Source organism: Mucilaginibacter pallidiroseus, from assembly GCF_007846085.1.
Taxonomy (GTDB): domain Bacteria; phylum Bacteroidota; class Bacteroidia; order Sphingobacteriales; family Sphingobacteriaceae; genus Mucilaginibacter; species Mucilaginibacter pallidiroseus.
In genome coordinates, this window is record NZ_VOEJ01000010.1 from 40423 (window position 1) to 57216 (window position 16794).

The 16794-nt window shown below is 43.5% G+C and carries 15 protein-coding genes; 8 read left to right on the top strand and 7 right to left on the bottom strand.

All coding sequences use genetic code 11. The features are described 5' to 3' along the window. Position 1: 1 nt before the first annotated feature. The 8 genes from FPZ43_RS17705 (at position 2) to FPZ43_RS17740 (ending at position 12349) form a co-directional block, all read left to right on the top strand. Complete coding sequence (locus FPZ43_RS17705) at positions 2-583, top strand: c-type cytochrome (protein WP_146383273.1); 582 nt, start codon at positions 2-4, stop codon at positions 581-583. Positions 584-588: 5 nt separating this feature from the next. After that, positions 589-1812 (top strand): sulfite dehydrogenase, encoded by a 1224-nt coding sequence (gene soxC, locus FPZ43_RS17710; protein WP_146383274.1) that lies wholly within the window; start codon positions 589-591, stop codon positions 1810-1812. Positions 1813-2005: 193 nt separating this feature from the next. Then, a complete protein-coding gene (locus FPZ43_RS17715) occupies positions 2006-3256 on the top strand; it encodes a YdcF family protein (RefSeq protein ID WP_146383275.1) in 1251 nt (416 codons plus the stop codon). A gap of 20 nt (positions 3257-3276) precedes the next feature. Beyond that, positions 3277-4152 carry a hypothetical protein gene (locus FPZ43_RS17720; protein WP_222431002.1) on the top strand — a complete coding sequence of 292 codons (876 nt, stop codon included), beginning with the start codon at positions 3277-3279 and terminating at the stop codon, positions 4150-4152. A 363-nt stretch (positions 4153-4515) separates the two neighbouring features. Beyond that, complete coding sequence (locus FPZ43_RS17725; protein ID WP_146383276.1) at positions 4516-7809, top strand: SusC/RagA family TonB-linked outer membrane protein; 3294 nt, start codon at positions 4516-4518, stop codon at positions 7807-7809. A gap of 23 nt (positions 7810-7832) precedes the next feature. After that, the gene (locus tag FPZ43_RS17730) at positions 7833-9368 is read left to right on the top strand and encodes a RagB/SusD family nutrient uptake outer membrane protein (protein WP_146383277.1); all 1536 of its coding nucleotides are present in this window, start codon (positions 7833-7835) and stop codon (positions 9366-9368) included. Between the two features lie 53 nt (positions 9369-9421). Further along, complete coding sequence (locus tag FPZ43_RS17735) at positions 9422-11470, top strand: glycoside hydrolase domain-containing protein (RefSeq protein WP_146383278.1); 2049 nt, start codon at positions 9422-9424, stop codon at positions 11468-11470. 15 nt (positions 11471-11485) lie between these two features. Further along, positions 11486-12349 (top strand): glycerophosphodiester phosphodiesterase family protein, encoded by an 864-nt coding sequence (locus FPZ43_RS17740; RefSeq protein WP_146383279.1) that lies wholly within the window; start codon positions 11486-11488, stop codon positions 12347-12349. An 88-nt stretch (positions 12350-12437) separates the two neighbouring features. Here the strand turns inward: FPZ43_RS17740 and FPZ43_RS17745 are convergent, their stop codons facing one another. From FPZ43_RS17745 to FPZ43_RS17775, 7 genes are all read right to left on the bottom strand, one after another. Beyond that, a complete protein-coding gene (locus FPZ43_RS17745; RefSeq protein WP_146383280.1) occupies positions 12438-13346 on the bottom strand; it encodes a helix-turn-helix domain-containing protein in 909 nt (302 codons plus the stop codon). Positions 13347-13359: 13 nt separating this feature from the next. Next, positions 13360-13713 carry a hypothetical protein gene (locus tag FPZ43_RS17750; RefSeq protein ID WP_146383281.1) on the bottom strand — a complete coding sequence of 118 codons (354 nt, stop codon included), beginning with the start codon at positions 13711-13713 and terminating at the stop codon, positions 13360-13362. 15 nt (positions 13714-13728) lie between these two features. After that, positions 13729-13917 (bottom strand): hypothetical protein, encoded by a 189-nt coding sequence (locus tag FPZ43_RS17755; protein ID WP_146383282.1) that lies wholly within the window; start codon positions 13915-13917, stop codon positions 13729-13731. 19 nt (positions 13918-13936) lie between these two features. Beyond that, the gene (locus tag FPZ43_RS17760) at positions 13937-14371 is read right to left on the bottom strand and encodes a DUF2147 domain-containing protein (protein ID WP_146383283.1); all 435 of its coding nucleotides are present in this window, start codon (positions 14369-14371) and stop codon (positions 13937-13939) included. Beyond that, positions 14368-15171 carry an SDR family oxidoreductase gene (locus tag FPZ43_RS17765; RefSeq protein WP_146383284.1) on the bottom strand — a complete coding sequence of 268 codons (804 nt, stop codon included), beginning with the start codon at positions 15169-15171 and terminating at the stop codon, positions 14368-14370. The genes FPZ43_RS17760 and FPZ43_RS17765 overlap by 4 nt, the downstream gene beginning before the upstream one ends. A gap of 440 nt (positions 15172-15611) precedes the next feature. After that, positions 15612-16526, bottom strand: coding sequence for a helix-turn-helix domain-containing protein (locus FPZ43_RS17770; protein WP_146383285.1), 915 nt, complete (start codon positions 16524-16526; stop codon positions 15612-15614). Positions 16527-16539: 13 nt separating this feature from the next. After that, positions 16540-16794 carry an Atu4866 domain-containing protein gene (locus FPZ43_RS17775; RefSeq protein WP_146383286.1) on the bottom strand — a complete coding sequence of 85 codons (255 nt, stop codon included), beginning with the start codon at positions 16792-16794 and terminating at the stop codon, positions 16540-16542.

Below are 16794 nucleotides of genomic sequence, written 5' to 3' on the forward strand. Positions count from 1 at the left end.
TATGATTAGGTGGATCAACGATAACTTTAAAACAGGCATAGCAGTTTTTACGCTGCTAGCTGTGTTTGGTTGTGGCCATAATTCACAAAAGGATTGGCCTGATTCATTTGGTTACGGTAAAACAGCAAGCAAGGCTGATATTATAGCCAAGGATATCGACGTTCGTCCTGATGGTGTAGGTTTACCTAAAGGCGCAGGCAGGATTGATACAGGTGCGCTTATTTTCGCTGAGAAATGCGCCATGTGCCATGGCGTTGGCGGGAAACTTGTGAAAGGCCAGAAGCTGCCTGCCCCGGCTTTGGTTAGTGATACAAATTTTGTGAAGCGAAAGGGAAACACTGTGGGCAACTATTGGCCCTATGCCACCACGCTGTTTGATTACGTAAGAAGATCGATGCCATATAACGCGCCGGGCTCGCTCACCAATCAGGAGGTTTATGATATTACGGCATACCTGCTCTATGCAAACGGTGTAATTAAAAAAGGAGCTACCATAAATGCACAAACGCTGCCGAAAGTGGTAATGCCCGCGCGTAAATATTTTGTAAATGATGACCGCCGCGGCGGCAACGAAGTGCGATAAAAAAAATGCAAGGAAAAAAAATAAGCCGCAGGTCGCTTTTAGGTGGTGCAGCAGTTGCTACTGTGGCGTTAGTACAAACGTCGGTAGGTAAGGTTTTGCAACCTATCCAAACCGCTACACCGCCGGAAGACCCGACAAAAACTGTTGGTCCGTTGCCGAGCAAAGTTGGTACACGTTCGCCATTTGAAAATTCGGTTCGTAAACCCTCTGATATATCATCTCGCACCCCGCTGCAGGATATGTACAGTACCATTACGCCCGCAGATTTGCATTTTGAGCGCCATCATGCCGGTATCCCTACTATCGACCCGAATAAATATGAGCTGTTGATACACGGCATGGTAAAGCGCCCCATGAAATTTTCCCTGCATGATTTAAAACGTTTCCCGGCCGTTACACGCACTTGTTTTATAGAATGTGCAGGTAATTTCCGAACCGGAAAGGAGGATATGACGCCGCAAGAGATTCTAGGCCTAACCAGTCAGAGCGAATGGACTGGTGTAATGCTCTCAACACTTTTACGGGAAGTTGGCGTCGACCCAAAATCTACTTGGTTTTTGGCCGAAGGATCAGACGCAGCTATACTCACCAGGAGTATCCCGGTATCAAAGGCGTTTGATGATGCTATGATAGTATACGCTCAGAATGGTGAAGCCATCCGCCCGGCGCAGGGATATCCTGTGCGCTTACTCTTGCCTGGCTGGGAAGGCAATACTAACGTGAAATGGCTGCGCCGGCTTGAGTTTGGTGATCAACCATGGATGACGCGCGAAGAAACCAGCAAGTATACCTACCAGGTTGGCGAAAAGGTGCGCCAGTTTAGTTTTGAAATGGATGCACGGTCCATCATCATTTACCCTTCTTATCCGGGCAAAGTAGAACCTGGTTATATCGAGATTAGGGGGATTGCATGGAGCGGCAGGGGCAAGGTAAATAAAGTGGAAGTGAGTACCGATGGTGGAAAAAACTGGGAGATTGCCAACCTGCAGGAGCCTGTACTAAGCAAGGCACATACCTATTTTCGATATTTGTGGCATTGGGACGGACGCCAAACTGAGATACTGAGCCGGGTTACCGATGAAACAGGTTACATACAGCCCACCTTGCAGCAGCTTAAAGACGCCCGAGGACCCGAAATGGGCGGATATCACTTAAACCCTATAACTGCCTGGACGGTTAAACGTGACGGGTCGGTTTGGCTTAAACCGGAAGAATTTAAAAAATTGTAGTCGATACGCGCAGTAATCATAGGTTGCGAGGAGCCTTTATTATAAGCTTTCAGTGCTACAGAAATTGAGCTATTAACGTGTCACGCAGACACAAATCTTCTATCGAAATTAACGGAATATATCATACTTAATAACGGCAGGTTAACCTCACATTAATAATCTATGTGCTATTTTGCAGTTTTATACTTCGTTTATGAAAAAGTATTTACCGCTTATAATTCTGCTGTTTGCATTTATAAAAACTAATGCGCAATACTCAGGTGCATTGCCTTCATACAAGCTTGTATCAGGTAATGATTGGGCAAAAGCAAAAAATTATTACCTGCTTACTTTATTGCAGCAGGATGCCGAAGCAGCTAAATTATTGAAAGCAGATGCAGGCCTGGCAAAGCTTACCGCCGATAAAATTGCACTGTTAAAATCTTCCCTTGCCGAATGTAAAGACGCGCTTTGCCTGCCTGCCAAACTGAAGTTTACAGATGATGAAATAAATACCGTTGCCGAACGCCTTGCAGCTTTGTGCAAACCCGGAAGTGCGCTTGATAAATTAATTAAGACACATATTATTCCATCGGGTACTTATTTTCAGTTTCAAACCCTCGCACCGGCGCAATTACTCGAAAAAGCCTGGCGTCAGGATGCAGCTGCAATAAATCATACCATTGCTGTATACGCTGAGGGGGCCAAGCCAAACTACCCGCAAATTGATTCGATAAGCTATAATGTTAAAAAGCGTGGTTATTACACCCTTATGTATGATTGCTCGGCAGAGGTAAATGAAACCGTAAATGCCAGAAGCTTGTTCTTCGAGCCATCGTTAAAAGGTGCGCTTACCTACCTCGAAGTAAACGAGCGCATGCAGGCCGGCGATTATGAGCCAATGGCAACTACCGTTAATAAGCCAGCTGCCGACAAAGTTAAGCTTACCAAATGGGCTAATTACCCATACACCCACATTGTAGTGCCGGGCGCGGGCCCCGACGATCCGAACACACCCTTTAGCGGCGAGGGGATGTTGCGCTGTAAATCGGCAGCACGGGCATATTTCGCTGGTAAGGCGCCATTCGTGGTGGTATCGGGCGGGGCGGTACACCCGTTTAAAACCAAGTACAATGAAGCTGTTGAAATGAAAAAATACATGATTGCCAAACTGCATGTGCCGGCAAGCGTAATCATCATTGAACCTCACGCACGGCACACCACAACAAATCTGCGTAATGATGCGCGCATAGCTTTCAGGTACGGCATTTCCTTTAGCAAGCCCGGCCTTATTGTTACCGATAAGTATCAGAATGATTTTATCATGAACATGGATAAACGTTGCCTGCAAGAACTTGGTTACCTACCCTATAAGTTAGGTAAGCGCCTAAGTGATACCGAACTGGAATTTTATCCGCTTGTAAACTCGTTGCAGATTGATCTGGACGAGCCAATGGATCCCTAATCATATATTGTTGTTAACCTATGAACACCTTTAAAGTAATTGCGCTGACCCTTTTTCTTGGCCTGATGACGGCTGCCTTTGTTGCAGACATTAATGTTACCCTCGATTGTGAAGCTACGGTTGACTCGCTTGGCGCTTGCCAGGGTGTAAGTAAGATAGGCAACCGGTTTTTTTTGTATGGAGATAGGGAAGTTGGCGTTATTCGTGAATTTAAATTGCAGGGAGATAGCCTGGCTTATATCAATAAAGAATACAAATTAACACAAAATGGGCAGGACGTTATAGGCCACCCAACAGGCATTGCTTATAACGGAAAAGGGCCGGTGTTTATGGGTAATTCTATCAGGTTAAACAAGGAAGGCACAAGTTGGAAAGCAGTTATTTACAACATTAACTGGCAAGGGTTGCTTAAAACAGGTACGCTTGACGGCAACCTGATAAATACCATTGAGGACGATGCCTGTATACAGGGTACACGCCCCGAATATGTTAAATACAAGGGTAAATGGTACGTTGCCACCGCCGATTACGGCAACAAAGGCAACGAAGTACGGTTATACGATCCGGAAAAGCTGGCTGCCTGTAAAAAAACTTCGGAGCCAGGGGTGCTCTACAAAAGATTTTCCTGTTCGCCGTGGGTGCAAAACCTGCATTGGGTTGCCAATAAAGGCGTTTTAATATTGGTGCAAAATCAAATAGAGGGGCGCAAATGGCGCTTTACTTATGTCGATCTACAGAAATCTGTTGATAGCGGTACCATGCAGGTAATTAAACAAATTGATTTAAACAACAGGGCCGATGAATTGGAAGGCTTTACCTTTATTGACAGCAACCGGGGTATAGCAGTAACCTCATCCCGCAAAAACAACGTCAACTACACATCTACTAACTGGTAATTGTTTAGCTCACCTGGATCTCATGCCTGTTTACACATACGTAATACAAAGGCTGTCTTCTTAATAAAAAATTAACTTTTTAAAAGGCTTGGCTTAAGATGCCCGGAGTAGCTTTGTTGCCATTGTAACAAACGCGGCCCCCTGGTATTATCTTTTATTTATCTGAGGAGCGTGTTTGTTATCAATAATTAAATTTAACTATTGTATCTAAGCCGTTTGCCTATGTAATACTTCAACAATTTCCACTCGTATTAAAAGCGACAAAAAATACAAAACCGGAGTTGCGCCAACAATGATCCGGTTCTGTGAGCTATTGTCAATTTAACTTTTCTGCAAGTCATTTTAACATTAACATTTAAAAGTATGAACAAAAAGATTACTTCCAATCTTTTGCTACGGACTTTTAATAGTATCAGCCTTATTTTACTATTAGTCCTTTCAACGGCAGTACATGCCACTAATAATTTAACACTAACAGCACCACTTCAGCCGATAACAGGTGTTGTTACCGACGAAAATAACGATGCTTTGCCTGGTGTAACGGTGCGCGTAAAAAATTCAACCAACGCTACAAGCACCGATGTTAAGGGCCGCTATACCATCAACGCCGAAAAGGGTGCCGTACTGGTTTTTAGCTTTGTAGGTTACTTAAACCAGGAAGTTACCGTAGGCGATGGCATATTGAACGTGAAAATGAAACCACAGTACAATATGCTTAACGAGGTAGTTGCCATTGGTTACCAAACCATGCGTAAAAGCGATGTTACGGGTGCCGTATCAAGCGTTAAAGCAAGCGAACTTAACCTTGCTGCACCAACATTGGGCCAGGCACTTGTGGGGAAAGTTGCAGGCGTGCAGGTATCTCAAACATCTGGCGCGCCGTACCAAAGCACCAAAATACGTGTGCGTGGTATAGGTTCATTCAATGCAAGTTCCGACCCGCTTTATGTGATCGACGGTTACCCGGCAAACAATGATGTATACATCAACCCCGACGATGTGGAGTCTGTTGATATATTGAAGGATGCTGCTTCGGCAGCTATCTACGGTTCGCGCGCATCTGGTGGTGTGGTACTAATTACGACCAAACGCGGCAAAAACAAAAAAGGGCAGTTTGAATACCATGTACAAATGGGAGTTGATCAGCTTGCAAAAAAAGTCGACTTGCTGAATGCCGATGAATTTGGCCAATTGGTTATTGACGGTCGCAACAACGCCTACTACGATCTTTGGACAAACGCAGGCGGTACATGGAACGATGCCATGTACTCTGATACAAATTCTGTACGTGTGTCCAAGTTGTCAAGCAGGGGTATCTCGGCTGCTTCAAGCGTTCAGATACCTGATTACCTGTATGATTTTGCCAACCAGAAACTTATCCATCAAACGGTTAATACCGATTGGCAGGACGAGCTTTACCGCAATGCGTTTTTTCAGAAACACACCTTATCATTTTCGGGCGGTAACGATGCTACGCGTTACTACGTAAGCGGTGGCTATCAAAATCAGGAAGGTATCATTGTGAGCTCGGGCCAGGAACGTTACAACTTTAGAAGTAACATCGAATCGGACATCAGCAAAAAGCTGCATGTTGATGCAAATGTATCTTATACATCAAACTACAACCACGAGATACAGGAAGGGCGTTTTGACCACGGCCCTATATTAGGTGCTTTAATCTATATGCCATTCTTCCCGGCTTACAATGCCGATGGTTCATTAGCCACAAACGCAGCTGCCTCACAATCATCAGCCTATGGTTTTCAAAGTGTCGAAAATCCGGTAGCACTTGCAATCCGCACCAAAATTACACGTAAGGGTTACCGTACCACTATAAACGGAGCAGCATCATACAAAATATTAGATAACCTGGTATTTAAAGCGCGTGTTGGTGCCAATACCTATAACGAAAAGTATGATTATTACCTGCCAACCACATTAAGCAGCGGTGCAAACCCTCCGGGATCACCACAGGCCATTGCGGCAGCTACAGCTACGGCACAATCAACAACCATAACGGATCAACTTGCCGAGTTTACGCTAAATTATAATAAGCAAATAGGCAAACATCGTATAGATGCATTGGGTGGTTACACCATTCAAAAAAACATGAGCGATGTTATAAGCATAACAGGCAAGGGCTTCCAAAACGATAACATCCCCGAAGTTACAGGCAAAGGGGCCGAGGCGGGTTTCTTGACACTTAATGATGCTACAGGTAAATCAAACTTTACCTTGCTATCGTACTTTGGCCGTGTTGGTTACAATTATGCAGGTAAGTATTTCCTTACAGGGTCATTCCGTGCAGATGGGTCATCACGTTTTGGTCCGCAGAACAGGTATGGCTATTTCCCGTCTGTTGCCGCCGGCTGGACACTGTCTGAAGAGCCATTTTACCATGATTTTCTTGGCGAGCAATCAACCGTTAAGTTGCGTGCAAGCTGGGGTTTAAGCGGTAACTACAACATAGGTAACTACAGCTACCTGCAAACATTGGCGAGCCCAACAGGTGTTGTTTTCGGCAGCACAAGCGCGGTAGCCACTGCTACTTATGCAAACGGAATAACCGACGAGAAACTGGGTTGGGAAACTACATCTCAATACAATTTTGGTGCAGATATAGGTTTATTTAAAGGCCGCTTATCTGTTATCGCAAATTATTATTTAAGCTACTCGTCAGATCTGCTTTACAGGCAGCCAATCTCTGCAATATCTGGTGCAACAACCATACTTACCAACCTGCGCAATTCTGAAATCAGGAACAAAGGATTCGACTTTCAGTTAGATGGCCGTGTTATAAATGCCAGGGACTTTAACCTGAATCTTACCGGTAACATCTCCATTAACCGCAATAAGGTGACTAAGCTGAGTGGTAATAACACCATCATTATTAACGGTGCCGAGCGTTCTTATCTAACCAACATTACGCAACAAGGCCAGCCGGTAGGTATGTTTTACGGCTTTAAAGTTGCCGGTATGGTAACCCCAGAAAACATCAATAGCGTAGCGCCATCTGCATCGCAATCAAACCCGCTGCACGTAGGCGACCTGTATTTTGTTGATACAAACGGCGACGGTATTGTTAACGACGCCGATAAGACGGTAATTGGTAACCCATATCCTGATTTTACTTACGGTTTTGCAGTGAGCCTTAACTATAAGAAAATAGATTTCAGTGCATCATTTAACGGTTCACAGGGTAATGACGTGTTGGATGGACAGGATTATTACCTGTACAATATGGAAGGCTCAGGAAACAACTATGCCGACGTTGTAAACCGTTATCGCAATGCGCAGCAAACCGGCGATGGTTCGGTATACCGCGCATCTCGTGCGGGTACGCAAAGTAACAGCACCCGTTTATCGACCTTTTATCTGCAAAACGGATCATTCCTGCGTTGCAACAATATCACATTAGGTTACACGCTGCCAAAATCACTTGTTTCAAAAATTGGTATGAGCAACCTGCGCATTTACTCGAGCGTGGTAAATGCCTTTACCATTACCAAGTATAAAGGTTATAACCCAGAGGTTGATTACAACTTCTCGAGCGGTGCATCAAACAGCGTGCAACCGGCAAACCTTGCGCCTGGTGTAGATTATGGCGTTTACCCGCTGGTTAGGTCATTTAACCTTGGTATAAGGGCAGCGTTTTAATAAATATTAAATCTTAAGAAGAAATGAAAAAGAGGATTATTATAAGTGCGAGTGCTGCTTTATTTACATTGGCACTTAACTCGTGCAAGAAAGATTTTTTAGATCAAAAAAACCCGAATGCAATAGCCGTTACCGAAAGTTTCCGTACCCCATCTGATGTATTGAGCGCTGTAAATGGCATCTACCAATCGCTGCGCAGCAGTAATAACATTGGCGAGAACAGCGGTTTATGGACAGACGAGCGCAGTGACGATACAGGCAGGAACGACAACCAAAGTAATGCCGGCGAACCGTTCCAATTTGGCGACTTTTCAATATTGCCAAGTAACACCTACTTAAAAAGCCACTGGGCTTCACTATATGCTACCATAACAAGGGCCAATATCGTGCTCACAAATTTGGATCAAGTTACCTTTGCAGATGCAGCATTGAAGCAGCAGTACAAAGCGGAGGCGGAATTTTTGCGTGCGGTAGAGTACTTTCAACTTGTGCGTACCTGGGGCGATGTGCCATTGGTTACCAAACAACTAAAATCAACAGACGAGGTTACAGCTAACACTTTCCGCGAAAAGCAGGCCGTGGTTTATCAGCAAATAATCGCTGATTTAAAAGATGCTTTAAACAGCAATTTGCCAAATCTGCAATCGGGTGCTGGTCTTGGCCGTGCATCTAAGGCAGCCATCAATACCCTGCTTGGCCAGGTTTATTTAACAATGGCTACCACTCAAGACCAGGCAAACCGCACGGCTAACCTTAACGATGCTAAAACCTACCTGCTTGCTGCTTACAACATGCGCACGTTTGGCGCTTTAAGCAGCATTCCATACACAGATGTTTTTGACGTTGCAAAGAAAGCAACCTGCCCTGAAATTATCTGGCAAATAGTAAACCGCCAGGGAGATGTTACTTATAGTTCATCAATAGCTGCTAACAACCAGGCACAAGGCGAAACTATCAACTCGTTGAAGGTAACGTCGGGTGTGGGTGGTAACGTTACGCCCGATATGATAAAAGATTACGAAACGGGTGATGCGCGCAAAACATTCTCTGTAAAGTTTGCGAGTAACCCGGTAGTGAACGATTATTTCATAACCAAATATCGTGATGCCAGTTCGGCTGCGTCAAACCTTGGCTATGGCGGTAATGATTGGATACTGATGCGATATGCCGACGTTATATTAATGCTTGCCGAAGTGAGCAACTATCTTGGCGAAACCGCAAATGCTATACAATACCTGGATATTGTGCGCACAAGGGCAGGGATGCCAACCTATGCAGTATCATCTGCTAACGCGGCTTATGCTTCAAAGTATCCAAACCTACGTTTAGCCATTTTGCATGAACGCCGTGTTGAACTTGCCTTTGAGCATCACCGTTGGTTTGATTTACTGCGCACATTTACCGATACCGAGCTTGTTGCCTTTTTCAAAGCCAAAAGTCAGTCGGATTTTGGTATAGCAAGGCTCGCCAACTTTACCACTAAAGACAGGTATTTCCCAATACCTTTTGATGAAACCAAACTCGATCCGGTAAAAATGTATCAAAACCCGGGTTATTGATAACCACAGAAAAAGGAGGATTGAAATTCCTCCTTTTTCATTTCTTTGCGCTTATGAAAAAACTGTTCCTGTGCTTGTTCTTATTCCTGGCCAACTTTGCATTTGCACAGGTAGCCCATAATGTAAATGTATTTTTGGGTTCTTCCGGTGATCATGGTCAGATGTCGCCGGCAGCGTCGTACCCATTTGGAATGCTGAGCATAGGCCCCCAAACCTATCCAAAGCTTCACATGGGGTATGAAAATAAAGCCAAAATATTTTTGGGCTTTACGCATAATCGTTTTGAGGGCGTAGGTTGCCAGGGTAGTGGCGGTAATATATTAATAAAGCCGTTTATTGGCGATAATGCTGAACACTGCACGCTCATCAAAACTACTGAAGAGGCGGGTGCCGGATATTACCGTGCAGGCTTTGCAAACGGTATTAAGGCTGATATGGCTGTGTTGAAAAATGCCGGCATAGAAAATTACACCTTTCCGCAAGCAGGTAAAAAGGGTTTTTATATTGATTTAAGCCATACTTTGGCCAATCCCTTTGTCGCAGAAGAACATCGCTACATCCCCGGCGGTATAAGCGGTTGGGTCGATGCGCGTACAACATGTGCAGCCGGTACGTACCGGGTGTATTATGCAATAAAGTTTAGCAGCACTATCCAGCTTAGTAGTTTGGGCGAGCACAAACTGCAGGGCTACATAAATGATAACGAAAAGCAGGTGCAGGTACATGTTGCATTTTCAAGTGTTGATGAAGCGCACGCAATTGCATCCCTTCGTAATGATGATTTTGATGGTGTCCGCAAGCGAAGCAGTGCCGATTGGGATAGCATACTTGGTGGTATAAAAGTTAAGGGCGATCCCGAAACCGAAAAGCTGTTTTACTCATTGTTATATCGCACTGTACAATCGCCTTATCTGGTATCTGAGCCTGACGGAACTTACCGCGCAACAAACGGCTCTATACAAATAACTGATAATGCTATTTACAACGGATGGGCAATTTGGGATAATTATCGTACACAACTTCCGCTGCTATCATTGCTTTATCCCGAACGTTATAAAAGCATGATCACCTCGATAGCCAATATGTACAAGTATGGCAAAAAAGATTATGCTACCAACCATGAGCCATCGAACACTGTGCGTACAGAACATGCTATTGTTGTACTGCTCGATGCATACCGCAAGGGATATAAGGTGGATTTTAAAGCAATAGGTGACTCGTTAAAAGCAGAAGTTGATAAGCTTGATTTTACCCATCCCGACAAGGCATTAGAGTCGAGCTACGACACATGGGCTTTCTCACAGATCATGAATATTGTTGGAAACAAACAGCTTGCGCAGCAATATAAGTTAAAAGCCCTGGAGTATAAAAACTATTGGAATAAGGATTTTAAAGATCTAAGCAAACGTGATGTTGACCGGGTGTCGGCACGCGGTATGTACCAGGGCACTATTTGGCAATACCGCTGGCTGGTTCCTTTTGATAACAAAGGTTTGATTGATTTGACAGGCGGCCAGGATGCTTACTTAAAACAGCTGAATGAGTTTTTTGATAACGACTATTATAACCACGCTAACGAGCCGGATATACAGGCACCGCTGATGTACAACTTTACGCCCGAACCATGGAAATCGCAGGCGCTGGTAAATAAATATGCCGCAGATACGGTTGTGCAATATTACTTTAATGATAACAGCAGAGGGATAGATCCGTTTGTAGGTGTTATATACCAAAATAAACCCGACACCTATGTGCGCACCATGGACGACGATGCCGGTGCAATGTCGGCATGGTATGTATTTGCAGCCACAGGGATTTTTCCGGCATCTTCGGGCTGGCCGGTATATTATCTTAATGTGCCCTTGTTTAACGAGGTGGAACTTAACGCTGGCCGCAAAACCTTTATTATAAAAGTCAAGAATTTTGCCAAAGGACATAAGTATATCCAATCAGCGAAGCTGAATGGAAAGCCACTAACCCGAAACTGGCTAACACACGATGAAATCACAAAAGGAGGGGAGCTGATCATCACAGCATCTGCTACGCCGAACAAAGAATGGGGCACGAAAAATCAGTGGATATCATCGATAGATATGCAATAAAAATTTAAATAGACAATGAAACTTAAGCTATTACTTACAAGCCTCATACTCAGCGCAACATTTTATAATGTTGCTGGGCAAAATAAAGTTATGGTTGCTGCGCACCGCGGTGACTGGCGTAATGCTCCCGAAAATTCATTACTGGCATTTAAATATGCTGCAGATATGGGTGTAGATATTGTAGAGCTCGACCTGGGTAAAACCAAAGATGGTGTTATCATTATCATGCATGATCAAACGATTGATCGCACAACTAATGGTAAAGGGAAACCCAGCGATTACACGTTTGAAGAAATTAGAAAGTTTGGTTTGCGCAATGGTCTTGGACGCGTTACGCCAAATGTTATTCCTACACTTGAGGAAGTAATGCTTGCGCTTAGGGGTAAAAGCGTAATGGTAAACCTGGATAAAAGCTATCCTTATTATGAGGAAGCATACGCTATTTTACAAAAAACAGGCACACTAAAACAGGCAATATTTAAAGCAGAAGTTACCTATGCCGAGCTTAAGCAACGCTACCCCGACCTTGTGGATAAGATTACATACATGCCTATTGTAAATTTAAGTAAGCCTGAAGCTAAGCAAATCATCAACGATTACCTGGCAAACATGAAGCCTTTTGCTTTTGAAATGAACTTTGGTAAGGATACATCGGCCATACTTGCCAACAATAAATTTATAACTACCAAGGGCGCTCGCGTATGGCTAAACTCGCTATGGGCATCACTTAATGCCGGGCATGATGATGATACGGCCATAGAAGGCGGCAATTTTAAAGACAGCTGGGACTGGCTTATAGCGCACGGCGCAACCGTAATACAAACGGACCGGCCCAAAGAAATGATTAAGTACCTTAAGGCGCGCAAGTTGTATAAGTAGGAAAATAAGTCATAACATAGCGCGAGTGCCGATATCAGGTGTTAAAACGTTTATGCAAAGAACGGGCTAAGCGAATCTTAATTGTTCTTTAGTTGAACGATGCCCTAAACTCCAGCGGCGACTGTTTGGTTTTATTTTTGAATAACTTGCTGAATGACTGCGAATGTTCGAATCCGAGTCCGTAAGCAATTTCACTTACAGAAAGCTCAGTGGTAGATAGTTGCTCTTTTGCTTTATCTATCATTTTTTCGTGGATTATCTGCTGCGCGGTTTGACCAGTTAAGTGCTTTAAGAGGCTGCTTAGGTATTTGGACGACATATTTAGTGTTTCAGCGAGATATTGAACGGTTGGCGCTCCTTTTGACAATAACGCTTCGTTATTAAGATATGTGTTTAAGATGGTCTCCAGCCGCTCCAATATTTTATGATTGGTGACCTTTCGGGTAATAAACTGGCGCTGGTAAAATCTTTCGGCGTAGTTTAAAAGCGTTTCGAGGTTAGCGATAATAATATCCTGACTAAACTTATCTACGTTAGAATTGTACTCGTTCCTGACGTTTCTGACAATATCATTTATGACCGACTCTTCCTTGTCCGACAGGAATAAAGCTTCATGTGTAGCGTAGCCAAAATATTCATACCTTTTAATCTTGGCGGCAAGCGGTGTATTCCATAAAAAATCAGGATGAATAAACAGCATCCAGCCATCCAGTTGGGCAGGAATGCCGTTTTCATCTCCGCGCAATATTTGCCCGGGTGATAAGAAGGCCATCAAGCCTTCATCGAAGTCGTACTTTTGCTGGCCGTAAATCAGGTTATTACAGCCTCTTTTCATCGAAATTACGTAAAGGTCAAACACCACTGCATCAATGTCGTGGTCATTCTTCAGCCCTTTCAAATCAACCACACTGATCAGCGGATGATGGGGTTTAGGCAACAACATGAGGCGATGTATCTCAGTTATCGAACTGATACGGTATGGCTTAGCATTTTGCATAAGGCAATATAGTTTAATTTTTAAAGGGATATTTTAGCCAAATCATTAATAGCGGCATCAATAGGAACGGGATTTCTATCAGGGCCATTTTGATATTGCCGGACCGTAGCGCCAGGCACATAATCAGTATGATAGACATTGCATTGACCATATTACCCAGGAAGAATGTCTTGGGAATTAGCAGCAGGATGCCTGTAGCTAAAGTCAAAGCTACAAAGGCCGGAATCATGGACACGCTTATACCAAGGCTTTCCATCATCTTGAAAGATTCGGGATTTCGCTGGTAATGTGCCGTATCCCATGCATGCTTAAAACTTAAACATACAGCTACCATTAACAACAAGGTGGCAATTATATTTCTGACCATAGCTTATTTGATAATTTAGGTATTTAGTATATAACTCATAACCAGCGTCATGGGTATGCCGATCATCGCGCTGGTTAAGGCTCTTTTTGCTTTATTAGGATAGTAATTTTTGTATTTAAAGTATAGGTAGATGCCCACTGGCGGCACGGCATTGCAGACCATGAACCAAAATCTTGACAGTTCGTCGTTTTGTGTGTTTTTCATGTTTAATGGGTTTGATGTGCTATTGTACGCGTTTCCATTTAAAAGTTTTTCCCAGCATTGGTACACCTTTATAACCGCGCGTTTCAAGATCATTAATGCTATTCAATTTACCCTTAATGCTGTAAGTGTTGCCATCTTGAACACTGTACAATTTACCACCTACATATTCATCATCCTTAAAAGTAAGTGCGGAGATATGGGTAAGGCCCTGTACCAGTCTTTCTTTAAGTTTAGGGTCGGGGTTTCTCCTATCTTTCTTTGATGTTTTCCCATCCGCTTCAAACATATCCTTTGACCACAGAAGCTTTCCCGAATAGGTATCGCCTGATTTATAAATCTCAATTTTGTAGTCGGGGCATTGCCAGGTTCCAATAATTTGGTCGGCCGGAAGTTTCTGACCAAAGGATGTAATTGCTGCAAAAAGCACGACCACCGCTAAGATTGTTCTTTTCATTTTGTTTGGTTATTGGCTTTAATATTCAATTGTTTAAATCTTTCAAACTCTTTATGGCCAAAGTTTATAAGTGCGCCGGGTACTATCCTGCTTGCCCATCTGATTACACCTATTAAGGTTGGATATAGCTCCGGCTTATTCTGCTGCATCCCTTTAATAGCTATCTTGACCATTTTGTCAGCTTCCATTGTAAGGGACGAGTTTGAGTCTGTTGGCAGTACCCAGTCCTTCTGCAAGTTCGTTTTAACACCTGGAGGGATCATTTCAAATACCTTTACGCTGGTGTCCTTTAACTGCAAACGCAAGGCCTGGGTGTAGGCACGCACACCCGCTTTGGAGGCACTATAAACCGGCGCAACCGAGAAGGGCATGAAAGCTATGCCCGAAGAAACATTCACAATAGCTGCCGATGGTTGTTTGGCCAGTAACGGCAAAAATTGATGTGTCATTTGTATTAAGCCTGAAAGATTGATGTCAATCTCGCGAGTGATATTTTCCAAGCTTGGGGTAGTGTCCTGCAGATCGAGCAAACGCATTTCGCCTGCGTTATTAATAAGGATATTTAGATCAGGAAATTGTTGCGATACCTTATAATAAAGCTTCCTGATGCTTTCGGCATCACTTACATCGCTTTGAAAGATGTGAATTTTTGGAAACTCCTTTTGAGTTTCCGTTAGTTTAATTAAGTCACGTCCGGTGGCTATTACGGTGGCTCCAATTTTGGTAAGCTGCCTAACCAATTCAAGTCCTATGCCACTGGTGCCGCCGGTGATGAGTACAGTGCTTCGTTGTAAATTCATATTGCTGTTGTTTTATACAGCAAAGTTGCACAATGCGGGAGGGCAGGACGTATGCAAAAGTCGCAAGGTTGTAGCCGAAAGTCTAATTACCAATGTTGGCAATGATCTTCCATAGGTAACGCTTACACCATTTACTACGTTTGTTGCGAGTATTACACATGGCAACTCAGTTATATTCAAGGGATCGTAATCTTCTTCACCTCAGATCACGCATCAATAAGCGAAAAGGGACAATGAATGAATTTAAATCGATCCTTAACAGCAGACTTATACACATTAGAGCTCAATAAAGCAGGCCTCAGCAAACATGCCAAGGCTTGTTCTTTAAAAAGCGAGTCTACCGAAGTATGACCGCATAACTGGCTATTTAATATAAAATCTGAACCGAAGAGCAACGGTTTTGGCCAAGTTGTCCAGTTCTACAATTGGTTACTTTAACTTCAATTAAACGCTTGGCGAAACTCTATAGGTGTAAGAGCTGTTTTTGCCTTGAAAAGCTTGCTAAAAGATTGCGAATGCTCAAAACCGAGGCTATAAGCAATCTGGGATACTGACAGTTCTGTGCTCGAAAGCATTTCTTTAGCTTTTTCGATCAATTTGTCATGAATAAATTGCTGGGTACTTTGCCCGGTCAGTACCTTAAGCAGTGTGCTTAAATAGTTGGCAGATATATTTAATTCATCAGCCACCTGTTGTACCGTCGGTATTCCTTTTTCAATCAGTTTATCCTCCGCAAAATGCTCCTGCAGCAAAACTTCCAATTTATCCAAAATCTGGTGATTAGTTATCTTGCGTGTAAGAAATTGGCGATTGTAAAAACGGTCAGCGTAAATCAGCAGGTATTCCAGTTGATTAATGATGAGCGATTGGCTAAAACGGTCCATATTCGATTGATATTCCTTTTCAATTTTTTGGAATATCTCGGCTATCACAGCCTCTTCTTTCTCAGAAAGAAATAAAGCTTCATTTACCTTATACTGAAAGAACTGGTAGTTTTTTATTTGTGCGGCCAGTGGCGTATTCCAAAGCAGGTCGGGGTGAACCAGTAAAAGCCAGCCGGTTTGGTTAACCTCCACATTGGGCTTTATCTGCACATGCATTAATTGTTGCGGCGCAAAAAAGGACAGCACACCCGAATCAAAGTCGTAAGGTTGCTGCCCATAATTAAATTTAGCCTGCACATTCCGCTTTAGCGCGAACATATAAAAGTCCTGCAGCCATTTTAAGTTTTCGGTATCATCAGGATATTTAACCTTGCTGTAATCTATCAAACTTATCATAGGGTGTTCGGGCCCGGGCAAACCATAATAGGAGTGCAGGTCTGATAGGGTATGAAAACGGAATGTGCCAGGCATAAGATAAAATTATTTATTTTTCCTTGTAAAAGATCATGCCGCCGTGGTAAAGAACACCATCGCGAAACTCGCCATCAGCAGTAAAACCTGTATCATCTTTGTAATCGATATGGTCGCCTTCAATCCAGTACTTACCCTGGTATGCGCTTTTGCGGTTGCCACGGGCTTCATCATAACGGCCGTTTGGCAACAACTCCTGGCGCACATGGCCATCTGCGGTAACCCACATGCCGAGGCAATCTTTTGTATTTTCTTTAGTCGTTGCCAT

Coding starts and splice junctions, on each gene's coding strand:
- soxC (WP_146383274.1), top strand. CDS start 589: ATGCAAGGAAAAAAAATAAGCCGCAGGTCGCTTTTAGGTGGTGCAGCA.
- FPZ43_RS17760 (WP_146383283.1), bottom strand. CDS start 14,371: ATGAAAAGAACAATCTTAGCGGTGGTCGTGCTTTTTGCAGCAATTACA.
- FPZ43_RS17720 (WP_222431002.1), top strand. CDS start 3,277: ATGAACACCTTTAAAGTAATTGCGCTGACCCTTTTTCTTGGCCTGATG.
- FPZ43_RS17775 (WP_146383286.1), bottom strand. CDS start 16,794: ATGGCAACGACTAAAGAAAATACAAAAGATTGCCTCGGCATGTGGGTT.
- FPZ43_RS17765 (WP_146383284.1), bottom strand. CDS start 15,171: ATGAATTTACAACGAAGCACTGTACTCATCACCGGCGGCACCAGTGGC.
- FPZ43_RS17745 (WP_146383280.1), bottom strand. CDS start 13,346: ATGCAAAATGCTAAGCCATACCGTATCAGTTCGATAACTGAGATACAT.
- FPZ43_RS17770 (WP_146383285.1), bottom strand. CDS start 16,526: ATGCCTGGCACATTCCGTTTTCATACCCTATCAGACCTGCACTCCTAT.
- FPZ43_RS17725 (WP_146383276.1), top strand. CDS start 4,516: ATGAACAAAAAGATTACTTCCAATCTTTTGCTACGGACTTTTAATAGT.
- FPZ43_RS17730 (WP_146383277.1), top strand. CDS start 7,833: ATGAAAAAGAGGATTATTATAAGTGCGAGTGCTGCTTTATTTACATTG.
- FPZ43_RS17735 (WP_146383278.1), top strand. CDS start 9,422: ATGAAAAAACTGTTCCTGTGCTTGTTCTTATTCCTGGCCAACTTTGCA.
- FPZ43_RS17755 (WP_146383282.1), bottom strand. CDS start 13,917: ATGAAAAACACACAAAACGACGAACTGTCAAGATTTTGGTTCATGGTC.
- FPZ43_RS17740 (WP_146383279.1), top strand. CDS start 11,486: ATGAAACTTAAGCTATTACTTACAAGCCTCATACTCAGCGCAACATTT.
- FPZ43_RS17715 (WP_146383275.1), top strand. CDS start 2,006: ATGAAAAAGTATTTACCGCTTATAATTCTGCTGTTTGCATTTATAAAA.
- FPZ43_RS17750 (WP_146383281.1), bottom strand. CDS start 13,713: ATGGTCAGAAATATAATTGCCACCTTGTTGTTAATGGTAGCTGTATGT.
- FPZ43_RS17705 (WP_146383273.1), top strand. CDS start 2: ATGATTAGGTGGATCAACGATAACTTTAAAACAGGCATAGCAGTTTTT.